Raw genomic sequence first — 13195 nt, 5'->3', positions numbered from 1 at the left:
CACGGCTTTTACTTTAGGGCTTTTCCGAGCGTTCTATAGGCCAGTCGTAAGGACCGGTTGCAGTCAATTCCCCAAGAATGAAGAAACCCATCATCATCCTGTCGTTAGCGGCCCTAGTAGGTGGCCTGTTGAACGTGAGTCAGAAGAGTAGTGCCAATGCCACCCAGAAAGTGGCAAGCAGCAAACCAGAGGACATGCCTTTCCGCAATCCTGATCTGCCCATTGATCAGCGGGTAGATGACCTAGTGGGGCGACTGACCTTGCCGGAAAAAGTATCACAGATGCTGAATGGCTCGCCGGCCGTTGATCGGCTGGGCATTCCGGCGTACAACTGGTGGAACGAGGCGCTGCATGGCGTGGCCCGCACCAGCATGAAAACGACGGTTTTCCCACAGGCAATTGGCATGGCTGCTACCTTCGACAAAGACGCCATGCTGCAAATGGCCACCATCACGTCCGACGAAGCCCGAGCGGTGCACCAGGAGTATGTGCGGCGCGGAGAGCGAGGCATCTACCAAGGCCTCACGTTCTGGACCCCAAACATCAACATCTTCCGCGACCCGCGGTGGGGTAGGGGCCAGGAGACCTACGGGGAGGATCCTTATCTGACAGGTCAGTTGGGGTCGGCGCTGGTGAAAGGATTTCAGGGCGACGACCCGAAGTATTTGAAAATTACGGCCTGCGCCAAGCATTTTGCCGTGCACAGCGGTCCTGAACCTTCGCGCCACGAGTTCAACGCCAAAATCAGCGACTATGACCTGTGGGATACCTACCTGCCTGCGTTCCGCGACCTGATTGTGGACGCCAAAGTAGCCGGCGTGATGTGCGCCTACAACGCGTACGCCAGTCAGCCTTGCTGCGGCAGCGACAAGCTGATGAACGAGATTCTGTACGACAAGTGGAAGTTTAACGGGTACGTCACGTCCGACTGCGACGGCATCAACGACTTCTGGCAACACCACAAAACCGACCCTGACGCTGCTACCGCCGCCGCCAACGCCGTGCTGCACGGCACCGACATAGAGTGCGCTACGGGTAAGCTCTTCACCTATAATTCCTTGCTGGAATCGGTGCAGCGCGGGCTGATAACGGAAAAGCAACTGGACGTGTCGGTGAAGCGGCTCTACAAGATTCGCTTTCAGCTGGGCATGTTCGACCCGGTGGAGCGCGTGAAATACGCGCAGATTCCGATGAGCGTAGTGGAAAGCAAGCCGCATCAGGCCCACGCCCTCAAAATGGCGCACGAGTCGTTGGTGTTGCTCAAAAACGACAAGAACACGTTGCCGCTACGCAAAGACCTCAAAAAGATAGTGGTGCTTGGCCCCAACGCCGACAACGACGCCGTACAACTCGGCAACTACAACGGCTTCCCAACCAACAACGTGACGCCGCTGGAAGGCATCAAGGCCAAACTGGGCACTGGCACCGAGGTGAAGTACATGCAGGGCGTGGACTACGCCAGCAACACAGTGTACGAAGCCTTCGACATCAACAAAAACTTGGTGTCCGACGGCCAGCAAGGCTTCAAAGCCGAGTACTTCACGGGTACCAACCTGGAAGGGAAGCCGGTAGCCACGGCCATCGAAAACGGCCTGGACCGGTACTTGGCCAACACCAAGGTGGAGATTGTGAAAGGGCTGCCGGCCGAGAATATTTCGGCGCGCTACACCACCACGTTCACCCCCGAAAAGTCGGAGGAGCTAGCTTTCCAGATCACCGGCGACGATGGCTACCGCTTGTTCGTAGACAACAAGCTGGTGATTGACAACTGGAAAAGCCGCGGTGTTTCCACCACGCAACACATCATGAAAGTGGAGGCTGGGAAAAGGATGGAACTGAAGATTGAATATTGCCAGACCGACCGCCGCACCATTCTCAAATTCACGGGGGCACATGTGGTACCCATGAACGCCGCCGCTATTCTGAGCGAAGTGAAAGATGCCGATGCTATTGTGTTTGTGGGAGGCATCTCGCCGCGACTGGAAGGCGAGGAAATGAAAGTGGATGTGGAAGGCTTCAGTGGGGGCGACCGAACCAGCATTGCGCTGCCCAAGGTACAAACCGAGCTAATGAAAGTGTTGCACTCCTCAGGCAAACCCGTAGTGTTCGTCATGATGACGGGCAGCGCCATCGGGTGCCCCTGGGAGGCCGCCAACTTGCCAGCCATTGTGAATACGTGGTACGGCGGGCAGTCGGCGGGTACGGCCCTGGCCGACGTGCTGTTCGGTGACTATAATCCGGCTGGCCGCTTGCCCGTGACGTTCTACAAATCGGAAAGCCAACTCCCTCCCTTCGATAACTACGACATGGCGGGCCGTACGTACCGCTACTTCAAGGATACGCCCTTGTTTCCTTTCGGCCACGGCCTGAGCTATACCACCTTTAAGTACAGCAACTTGAAAGTGCTACCAAGCGTGCAAACCGGCAAGCCTGTTGCCGTGAGCGTGGAGGTACAGAACACCGGTAAGCGTCCGGGCGACGAAGTGGTGCAGCTCTATGTGAAACATGTGGGCGCTAAAGGCCGCGTAGCCATTCATGCCCTGGAAGGGTTCGAGCGGCTGCCATTGAAGGCCGGCGAGAAGAAAACAGTGCGTTTTACGCTTACGCCACGGCAACTGGCTATGCTCGATGCCAAAGCACAGCGCATACAGCAGGCAGGCAAGGTCCAGGTGTTCGTTGGGGGCAGCCAGCCCCTAAGCACTGAACTAACCGCTGGGCGCGTATTGAAGGCTGATGTGGCATTGACTGGCTCTGCTTTCGTGGTTGATAAAAATTAATCAGGTGGCATAGCACCCCTCTGGGAGTAGGGTGAGTGATACGCTACTGAAGCCTTAAGAAAGGTGCTACTGTCTCAGCTAAAAAAAGCCCCCGCACTTCTTGAAGTGCGGGGACTTTTTTTAGCTCAGGTGCAAAACCTACTTGCTCTATTTGCTGGCTTCCACCGACGAACCGGTTGCAAATGCGACTAGGTCGCGGTTCAGTTTGTCTTTGTCGGTGATGAAGAGGCCGTGGGGGGCTCCGTCGTACACCACGTAGGTGGCATGCTTCAGGTGCTGGCTCATCCGCTCGCCGCTGTTTTTGATGGGCACGGTTTTGTCGTCTTCGCCATGAATCACAAGCGCTGGCACGCTGATAGCGGCAAGGTCAGAGCGGAAGTCAGTGGTAGCAAACGCAGTGGCGCACTGCACCGTGGCCTGGTGCGAGCCAAGCGAGGCCATACCAAACGACCAGTCGAGCACGGCTTGGCTAACGGGTTTGCTTAGCGCACCCACGCCGTAGAAGTCTTTGCCAAAAGACTGAAGAAAGTCGAACCGGTCTTTGGCAATGTTGGCTTGGATATCGTCGAACACCGACTGAGGCACCCCGTCGGGGTTGTCGTCGGTTTTCAACAGGTAAGGCGTTACTGCAGAAATGAAAGCCACTTTAGCTACTCGGGCTCCGCCGTGGCGGCTCATGTAGCGAGCTACTTCGCCACCGCCCATCGAGAAACCAACCAGCGTTACGTTTTGCAGGTCAAGCGTGTCAAGCACAGCTTTCAAGTCGTCGGCCAGCGTATCGTAGTCGTAGCCTTCGAAAGGCTTAGAGGAGTTTCCGAAACCGCGGCGCGTGTAGGCCACTACGCGCAAGCCGTGTTTGGGCAATTCTCCGAGCTGGTAGGTCCAGGCCTCGTGGCTTTGGGGCCAGCCATGAATCAGTACTACTGTTTGGCCTTGTCCTTGGTCGGTATAATGCAGTTTGATGTCTTCGCCGTTGGCATCTTGGCCGGCTTTGATGTAGCTCATCAGGAAAGATCTTGAGGATGTGTGAAAGTTTACGTGTGGGTACATACGCTGTCCAAGCTGTTGAGGTACTTTATGAACAATATCTTGTACACTTGTTAGCTTTTACCTTCCCAATAGATGAGCTTTCCTACCTCCTTAGTTGCCCTGCGCTTTGCCGTTTTGTGTATGGCTGGGCTATTTACCGCCTGTCAATCCAACACCAACTCGGGTGCAGCAGCCACCACCGTAGGGAACGAGCAGGCACTTGCTCCTGCGACCCTACAAAATTCTGCTGGCACCTGGTATCGGTGCTACCGCGGTACGGTAGGCCCCGATACCGTGACGCTGCACCTCCAGACGTGGCCAACCGGCTTCGAGAACCGCAACCAACCCACTTTTTTCGGGTGCTATAGCGGCGCGGATGGCCAGCCGCACGAACTGACGCCTGATTTCGATGCCGTTTCATCGTCCGACAGCGTACTGGTGCGCGACCACAACCCGAGCCTGTTAAATGAGGAGGCCAATGGCCCGCTCTGGCGGTTGAAACTGAATGGCAACGAGCTAACCGGCACCCGGGCCGCACATCCTATTCGGCTGCGCGAAGTGCAACTTCCCGGTAGCATTGCCTTGGTTTCACGTTACTTCACCGACTCTCTGGCGGCTTTTCCCAAGCAGCCAAAGTCACCGCATGGCCGCATTAGCTTGCATACTCTCTTGCCCGCCAACAACTCCGAGTCAGAGCGCAAGGCGCTAATGACTGGTATGCTGCGTGGCTTGCGCGGTGATACGCTGGATTCGCAGGCGGCGCCAGCCTCTTTAGAGCAGTACTGGCAACAGCAAAAAAGTGCATTCGCTAAAGACTACCGGGCCGATGCCGCCGACCTCGCACAAGATCGTCCCACGGAACCCGACAGCAGCGCGGCTCCTTCCTACGACTACATGCTGCGCTACGAAGACCAAACGGTAACGCACGTTTTCTGGAATCAGGACAACCTGCTAAGCGTAGGCTTTTTCACGTACAGCTACACCGGGGGCGCCCACGGCAACTACGGCACCCGTGCCACCACCTTCGATATGCGCACGGGCAAGGCGTTGCGCTACGCAGACATCTTCCGGCCTGATGCCACCGTTTCGCTCAGCAACCTGCTCGACCAAGCAGTCCGCCGTACCCTGCGCCAAACTGCTACCACCAAGCTCGATGAGTTCTTGTTCGTGAAGAAGATGCCGGTCAGCCACAACGTGTACCTCACGCGTAGCGGCGCAATATTCATCTACACGCCCTACGAAATTGCCTCGTATGCGCAAGGAGAGATTCAGGTATTCGTACCTCTCGAACAGCTAAGGCCCTTATTGAGACCTGGCTTGCCGTGGGGTGGAGGAGAGATAAGCCAACGCTAAGCGACCCGTCTGCGCAAGATTTCATTCAGATGAAATGGTAAGGAGCGTAGTGTCTAGTGTCCCCAGCGCTTTCATCCTGTGTATCAAGAAGAAGCTGTTGTAGCATGCGGTATTTTATGCCGCTAAATAGCTTCTAATTCAGTACAGAAAATGTGCAAAATCTGGGGCTTATGGACGATTCCCAACGAGCTGGCGTTGGGAGGGCATACCTTTGCTTGGTTCCTCTATTATCACCTCATATGCAAGCACCCAAATTCGCGGCCTCTCGCTCTTTTCATAAAGAGCTAAAACTCCGCACCAACGCCTACTTCGCCGAAGCAGGCAAAGACACCACCGGCGACGCTCGCCTGTTTGCCAAAGCCATCATCCTCACGGTTGTGTTCGTTGCCGTGTACTTACACCTCGTCTTCCTGACGCCTCCCACGTGGATAGCTCTGGCAGAATGCGCGTTGCTTGGCCTGACAGGGTCTGCTATTGGTTTCAACGTCATGCACGACGGTGCGCACGGTTCGTTTAGCAAGTCGAAGTGGGTCAACCAGTTTGCATCCTTCACTCTCAATGTGCTCGGTGGCAACAGCTTCATGTGGAACGTAAAGCACAACCTCATCCATCACATGTACACCAATGTGGATGGGGTGGACGATGACCTGGACGCGCAGCCGTGGTTGCGCCTGAGCAGCACCCAAACACGCCACCGCTTCCACCGTTTCCAGCACCTCTACTTTTGGTTTTTCTACGCGCTGCTCTTCATCGCCTGGATTTTCTTCATGGATTACCAAAAGTATTTCAAAGGCAAAATAGGTGAGATGCCCATCAAGAAGATGACCGCTACCGATCAGGGCGTGTTCTGGGGCTTCAAGGCTTTGCACTTGTTCCTGTTCGTGGCCCTGCCCATTTATACTGTCGGGTTTGTGGCCTGGATAGCTGGATTCATGGTTTTCGCTACGGTAGTTGGTTTCACGATGAGCATTGTGTTCCAGCTAGCGCACACCGTAGAGCACACGTCCTTCCCCATGCCTCACGAAATCACCAACAAGTTGGAAGACGAGTGGGCTATCCACCAGATCAAGACCACTGCCAACTTCGCTACCGATAGCAAAGTCATCAGCTGGTTGGTAGGTGGTCTGAACTTCCAGGTGGAGCACCACTTGTTCCCTACCATCTCGCACATCCACTATCCTGCCCTCAACAAGATCATCCGTCAGGCTTGCCAGGAGTTTGGAGTTGAGTACAACGAATACCCTAAGATGCGCTACGCCGTAGCCTCCCACGTAGCGCACTTGCGCGAGATGGGCCGGGCTTAAAATCTCTGATACTACCTCAATAAAAAGAGGCTGACCTATAGATAGGTCAGCCTCTTTTTATTGAGGTAGTACGCTCGTTAATTAGAGTGTGTGTTGGAGCAAAACCATTCGTTTTCCAGCCTAACGTGATTGTGCTCCATGAGTAGACTTATTAGCATATGCATCCTGTTTATTGGCTGTTCTAACAGTGCCTTTGCACAAACAGGAATGTTGGAAGGCCTTCTATCCGATAAACGGAGCACTAGAGGATTCTCTGAAAACGCTACCGTCTCCCTGCCTGATTTGAATATAGGGGCCATATCGGATGCAAATGGGCACTTTGTAATCCTCAATGTCCCATCTGGCGTTCATAAAGTCAAAGTGGAATGTATCGGTTATCGTGACACTACCATCGCTCAAGTTAGCATTCTAGCTGGCAAAACGACCCCACTCAATATCAACTTCCCAGTAGGATGTCATTTTCTAAATCAGAAGGGGAGACGCTGCCCGTACTGTCACCGAGAAGATGCCGCAATTCCGCTAGTATATGGTCTTCCAGATGCTAAGACACTGCGAATGGCGAAGCGTCAGAAAGTACAGCTAAGTGGTTGCATGACAACTGGCTGTGATCCACAGTGGTATTGCAAAAGAGATAATAAAGAGTTTTAGAATAACCGATTAGCATCGAATCGTATCTCTCCTTCAAATTTCGTATCTTTGCCGCCCCGTCAGGGTGGCGGGCCAGCGCTTTCGCGCTGTGTATCAAGCAAAAACGCGTTCCGGAGTTGGCCCTGAGCCGGACGTGTACAGCAGGGCTACAAGCAACAAATGGCTGAAGTAGTTGATAACTTCGACTGGGACAATGTAGGAGCGTCAGGCTTCGGTGGTAACTATACCGCTGAGCAGCGCGCCGAAATGGAGCAGATGTACGGCGACACGCTGACCACCGTACAGGAAGAAGAAGTAGTAAGAGGCGTTGTGGTGGGCATCACCGAGCGCGACGTAATCCTGAACATCGGTTTCAAATCTGATGGTTTGGTGTCTATCACTGAATTCCGCGACCTGCCCGATTTGAAAATCGGTGACGAGGTAGAGGTATTCATCGAAGACCAAGAAGACCTGAACGGTCAGCTGATTCTAAGCCGCAAGAAGGCCAAGATCAAGCAGGCTTGGAAGTCTATCTACGATGCTCTTGAGAATGACACCATTCTGGAAGGCGTAGTAAAGCGTCGGACCAAAGGTGGTCTGATCATGGACCTGGACGGCGTTGAAGCCTTCTTGCCCGGCTCGCAAATCGACGTGAAGCCTATCCGCGACTTCGACATTTATGTTGGTCGTCGGATGGAAGTGAAAGTGGTGAAAATCAACGCCGCTTTCGACAACGTGGTAGTTTCGCACAAAGTCCTGATCGAGAAAGACCTCGAGAAGCAGCGCGAAGCCATCCTCAACAACCTGGAGAAAGGCCAGATCCTGGAAGGCGTTATCAAGAACATGACCAACTTCGGTGTGTTCATTGACCTTGGTGGCGTTGACGGTCTGTTGCACATCACCGACATTTCGTGGGGCCGTATCGCTCACCCGAGCGAAGTACTGCAGCTCGACCAGAAGTTGAACATCGTAGTTCTGGACTTCGACGAAGCCAAGAAGCGTATCAGCTTGGGTCTGAAGCAGCTGACTGCTCACCCATGGGATTCGCTGCCCGCCGACATGGGCGTAGGCTCGAAAGTGAAAGGCCGCATCGTAAACGTAGCCGACTATGGCGCGTTCATGGAAATCATCCCTGGTGTAGAAGGTCTGATCCACGTTTCAGAGATGAGCTGGAGCCAGCACCTGCGCAACCCGCAGGACTTCATCAAGCAGGGCGACGTTGTAGAGGCTCAGATTCTGACCCTCGACCGCGAAGACCGCAAGATGAGCCTCGGCATCAAGCAACTGAGCGAAGATCCATGGACTCGTGGCGACTTCGGCACCAAGTACGCCGTAGGCACCAGCCACAACGGTCTTGTGCGTAACCTCACCAACTTCGGCCTGTTCGTAGAACTGGAAGAAGGTGTTGACGGCCTCGTACACGTGTCTGACTTGTCGTGGACCAAAAAGATCAAGCATCCTTCGGAAGTAGTGAAGGTAGGTGACCGTCTGGACGTGCTCGTGCTCGAACTGGACGTAGCTAACCGTCGCTTGGCCCTAGGCCACAAGCAGCTGGAAGAAAACCCATGGGATACGTTCCAGACGGTGTTCACCCCCGGCTCGGTACACAAGGCGACCATCACCGACAAAAACGACCGTGGCGCTGTGCTTGAGTTGCCGTATGGCATCGAGGGCTTCGCGTATCCGAAGTCGCTGGTGAAGGAAGACGGCAGCAACGCTGAGAACGGCGAGTCGCTGGACTTCCGCGTAGTGGAATTCTCGAAGGATGACCGCCGCATCGTACTGTCGCACACTGCTGTGTACAACCAGCAGCAGGAAGAAGACACGCGTGCTGCCAAGTTCAAGAAGAAAGGCCCCGCTGGCCAAGCCGCTGGCACTGCCCAAGGCGAAGGCAAACTGACCGACCTCAAGAAGCAGCCTGTTGCTGAGAAGTCGACTCTCGGTGACCTGGACGCTTTGTCGGCTCTGCGCGACAAGATGATGGGTACGGAGCGCCAAGTAGGGGAGCAGAAGCTTTCCGCTAAGGCTCCAAAGGCTGACGCTGCCGAAGAAACGGAAGCTCCTGCCGCTGAAGGTGGTATTCTGGCTGCCGTAACTGGTGCTGCCAGCGCTGCTTTTGATAAAGTAACGGAAGTGGCTGGCGAGGTAGTAGACCGCGCCAAGCACTTGCTCGACAGCGACGACGCTGCCGACAAAAAGGACGAGGAGAAAGCGTAAGTTTTCTTGCTCACATTTGAAAAGGCCCCGGAGTTATCCGGGGCCTTTTTTGTGTGCATCTCATTGCAAATAGTTTCTTTCCAATAAATGATTCTACCAGAAAAACAGCCGCTTACCACACCCGAACCGGGAAATGCTGCATTAGACTTGGCATAAGTCAGATTAAGGTGTAAGTTTGCATCCCCAATCCGGTGACGTGACCGAGTGGCTAGGTAGAGGTCTGCAAAACCTCCTACGGCGGTTCGAATCCGCCCGTCACCTCTTATTTCCTGAAGAACCCCGCTCTAAGATAATTGCTTAGAGCGGGGTTTTTCTTGTATGTACAACACCAGCGTGTTTGTAATTAAAATAGCTTGGCAATAGGTGTTATATCATTTGAATCCTGTTGCTATGTAGGCTGCAGTAAATAGACAATGCCTACCGTAGGCGAGAACAAGCACACCCGACCCGTAAGGCCTGGAACTGTACTTGCTGCTTTGTTCAAAAATTTGGCATGTACAGGACCACATTATTCCTCTCAATTGAGGCCCAAATGAATCAGGGTATCTCATAAATGAGTGTGGGTATGCCATTAAAATGTATCTGTTATCAGCGAAATAGATTCTTGTTTAAGACTAGAGAGAAGAAACAGATATAATCTAAGGTGGATAGCATAAGCACAAGACGCGTAGGCGCTACGTCAGAAACGCCAGTATTTATCTACTCTTAAGATAGTTCTGATTAGGCCACTAAATACACGGTGCACGTTATGCTGGCTTGTCGTATATACGTCATCACCATACCTCACCGCCTAGTATTTCTACTTCTCACTACGCCTTTTTGGGCTCTATCCTTTCTAGAACAAATTCAGCAAATCCTTGGCTCAACGCATCAACGCAGAAGCGGCCTACTTATTACGTAGGGCTTCATGCTCGTAGCCAAACGATGGGTTGTCGGGCGCAACCTTACATAGCTGGTGTGCTTTCTTCGACTAGCAGTTAACTGTGAGTTTACTGTCGTTAGCCATCAAGTTTTGCTCCTGATTGCCGACTCGACCATACGTCTCCATCAGTTATGCTTGAACTAATTTCTCACTACACTCTTAGTAAAGGTTAGTGCTACTATTATGGTATATCAATTGCTTTATATGTATTCGCGTTTGCCAGTGATTGCACACAGGGAATAGCCATTTGAAAAATTTATCTATTTTTTCACTTTACCTTATTGTCTAATGAAAACGCGCTTTTTATTAGTCATGCTGATGAGCATGGTCACGTTTCCGGCTGTCCTTATGGGGCAGTGCAAGCTGGACTATTCAAATTATCACATAGCCTTTCAAGATAATTTCGATACCTATACGAGCGTAGCTGAGGTAGGCAACAACTGGAAGTTCGTAGAGGCTCCAGGCTCCTATGATGGCTGGGGCAACGAATACTACGACCAAAATCAAGTGTCGCTCCAACCCGGTGGTATCCTGCGCCTCACTGCTAATCGAGTACCGAGTTTCAATGATCCCTCGGGCAAAATCGATCTATTCAATTCGCAAGTGCGAACCTTAGATTACGTTTCCGGTAAGCTGGAGTCAAAAGTTTATCTGGATCCTGGCACATGGGCTGGTAATCCTGGAGGGTTTACCTACGGTATGTTTGAAATTCGCTGTAAGCTGCCGACAGCCGACAACGGCACATGGCCCACCTTTTGGTTGTATTCGGGCCCAACTGAGATTGATGTAATTGACAATCTAAGATTGAACCCAGCTAGAGAACTGTATTCAAATGTGATAGATTGGCATGGCATTAATTTGAGCAAAACTAACAAAGACGATTATAAATACGCTTGCGGTATACAAGCTAACAAGTTGAATTGGGATGATTTGTCAACGGGTTTCAACACCTATACAGTTGTCTGGACTCCGAGTCGAGTAACCTTTTTCTTCAACGGCCGGGAGTCACATACTATCGATGCCAGTCAAGTAAAAACTCATCCACACCCAGCCACTATTATTGCCAGCTTGCAGATGCGTCGCTGGTCGGGTGTCAACCAAGCCCAGATGGATATTGATTACATCCGCGTATATAAGCCGAACAATAACAATTACAACCAACTCTATAAATCAAGTTCAGAGTTTGTCAACCACAATGTGAGTGCAGTAGCTCCATCATTGCCAGGGGTGCATGCAGCCGCAGGGTCGCTGGTGACCAATCCTAACAATGCTAACGAGGTATTTTACCGGGGTACCGATGACAAATTGTACTTCGCTGAGAAACACTTAAACAATCAATGGAGTATCGAGACGCTCCCACATTCCTCTGCTGACACCAACGATCGGGTAAGTGGAGACGTGACCTTTAACGCCTCTTATGGTATTGTGACATACCGTGGCTATGATAACCACGTCCAATTCTTTGGACGCCATCAGGGCTGGTACCACCGTTACGTTGAACAACGTCCCGTAGAACAAGTGAATGATGAACCCGGCAGTTTAACGAACGCCGCTAACGGGGATATTTATTTTGTTGGCCAAGACAACAAGATTCATCGGTTTGTGGGAGAAAACTGGATCCATGAAGTGTTGCCTTATACATATGGCTCTACAGGTGGCTTCCTTAATCCCGCTGATTATGTGCTTGGTGATATCATAGTCGACCGTAGCTCAACCATCTTTTACAAAGGCTTTGACAATCGACTGCAGGTATTTTTCCTCGACGGCAATGGAGTATATACACATAGTTGGATTGATGATGACTTTAACACCATTGCAAATACTGTATCCGCTAAACCCTATTCTATTACTATTGGCGATAATGGCCGGATATACTATATCGGTGCTGACGACAAAATTCATCAGTTCGTATATGAGTTTGGGGACTGGCATCCCAGCTTAATACCGCATAACTACAATGCTCCCTCCTTAGGCATGGCTGATGCAGATAAAGCTAAAAGCAATATTGCTTGGGACAACTTTCATCAACGACTTGAGTACGGCGGGTATGATGGGCGCATACAGTTTTTCCAACGCTATAACGGCTCTTGGCACCATTCGTGGGTAGATGATTATTGGAGCACCGATGAATTTAGTACGTTTTCTAACATACAAGGCAATGTTAATCGGTACGCTTCCCTCTCCATCAACAGCGCTGGACTCCTTTTCTATTGTAATAAAGACAACCAGTTACGGTATTTTCAATATGAGCCGTGTGAAAAGCTAAATCCGGTAAGTGGATCTACTTTCAACCTGATGGGGGAACTGCAACCTCTGCTTTAGTTGCACCGCAATCAAAAACGGCCGACAAGCTAAGGCGTATCCTAACCCGGTACGGGATGTTCCCGCTCACGTAGCCTGGCGCACGCTAGTCACGCTGGTCGACCGCACTTTGAAAGGCGACTTGCGCGGCGTGGGCAGCTTGCGGGACCACAGCAACACGCGCACCGCCTAGTATTTGCAACAGATGCATCCCTACGCCGTGGACAAGCACCCCCGGCAGATACACCAGACCTTGAATACGACAGTACTACAGCAAGTGCCAGACACGGGCCGACAACCGGTGTCGACCTTAGAAGAGAAAAACGCCGTGGATGATGCAGCGTAGGCGCTTTTCGCCTACCTTTGTCCGGATGTCCGGGTCCGCCCGTCACCTCTTTTTCCTGTTTTGCTTACCGAGTGCCCCGGTTGATTAGCCCCAGCCGGGGCAAATTTTTTAATTAGGTTCGGTAATAGTTAAAAAGGTGGCTTGCTGACAATGTCGGCAAGCCACCTTTTTATATGTGCCGATACTGCGCAGGTCGGAGCATGGTGGAGGGCTGACTCATTGACAATTGCAGAGCAGCAACCAGAGGAGCTATAGGGTTTTCTTCCGACCCGAACAGGTGTGCAAGCAACACTGAAATAAGTCCGCAGGTTAAAGCCAT

General features: G+C 52.1%; 8 protein-coding genes and 1 tRNA gene. 8 read left to right on the top strand and 1 reads right to left on the bottom strand.

Annotated features, from left to right (window positions below):
• The first annotated feature begins 77 nt into the window (after positions 1-77).
• Positions 78-2777: a glycoside hydrolase family 3 C-terminal domain-containing protein gene (locus MTX78_RS16970; protein WP_243796755.1), complete on the top strand. Its 2700-nt coding sequence runs from the start codon at positions 78-80 to the stop codon at positions 2775-2777.
• Between the two features lie 147 nt (positions 2778-2924).
• Here MTX78_RS16970 and MTX78_RS16965 read toward each other — a convergent pair whose 3' ends face one another.
• Positions 2925-3782: an alpha/beta fold hydrolase gene (locus MTX78_RS16965; RefSeq protein WP_243796753.1), complete on the bottom strand. Its 858-nt coding sequence runs from the start codon at positions 3780-3782 to the stop codon at positions 2925-2927.
• Between the two features lie 117 nt (positions 3783-3899).
• Between MTX78_RS16965 and MTX78_RS16960 the strand changes: the two genes are divergently transcribed.
• From MTX78_RS16960 to MTX78_RS16935, 7 genes are all read left to right on the top strand, one after another.
• Positions 3900-5159, top strand: a complete 1260-nt coding sequence (locus MTX78_RS16960) for a DUF3298 and DUF4163 domain-containing protein (RefSeq protein WP_243796751.1) — start codon at positions 3900-3902, stop codon at positions 5157-5159.
• A gap of 239 nt (positions 5160-5398) precedes the next feature.
• The gene (locus MTX78_RS16955) at positions 5399-6463 is read left to right on the top strand and encodes a fatty acid desaturase family protein (RefSeq protein ID WP_243796749.1); all 1065 of its coding nucleotides are present in this window, start codon (positions 5399-5401) and stop codon (positions 6461-6463) included.
• Between the two features lie 138 nt (positions 6464-6601).
• The gene (locus tag MTX78_RS25475) at positions 6602-7111 is read left to right on the top strand and encodes a carboxypeptidase-like regulatory domain-containing protein (protein ID WP_394805591.1); all 510 of its coding nucleotides are present in this window, start codon (positions 6602-6604) and stop codon (positions 7109-7111) included.
• Between the two features lie 159 nt (positions 7112-7270).
• A complete protein-coding gene (gene rpsA / locus MTX78_RS16950; RefSeq protein ID WP_243796747.1) occupies positions 7271-9307 on the top strand; it encodes a 30S ribosomal protein S1 in 2037 nt (678 codons plus the stop codon).
• 190 nt (positions 9308-9497) lie between these two features.
• Positions 9498-9568, top strand: a tRNA-Cys gene (locus MTX78_RS16945).
• A gap of 949 nt (positions 9569-10517) precedes the next feature.
• Positions 10518-12551: a family 16 glycosylhydrolase gene (locus tag MTX78_RS16940; RefSeq protein WP_243796745.1), complete on the top strand. Its 2034-nt coding sequence runs from the start codon at positions 10518-10520 to the stop codon at positions 12549-12551.
• 184 nt (positions 12552-12735) lie between these two features.
• Complete coding sequence (locus MTX78_RS16935; RefSeq protein WP_243796743.1) at positions 12736-12876, top strand: hypothetical protein; 141 nt, start codon at positions 12736-12738, stop codon at positions 12874-12876.
• Positions 12877-13195: the final 319 nt, after the last annotated feature.

The sequence above is a fragment of the Hymenobacter tibetensis genome, assembly GCF_022827545.1.
In the GTDB taxonomy this organism is placed as follows: Bacteria; Bacteroidota; Bacteroidia; order Cytophagales; family Hymenobacteraceae; genus Hymenobacter; species Hymenobacter tibetensis.
This window is presented reverse-complemented; position numbering and strand designations above follow the sequence as displayed.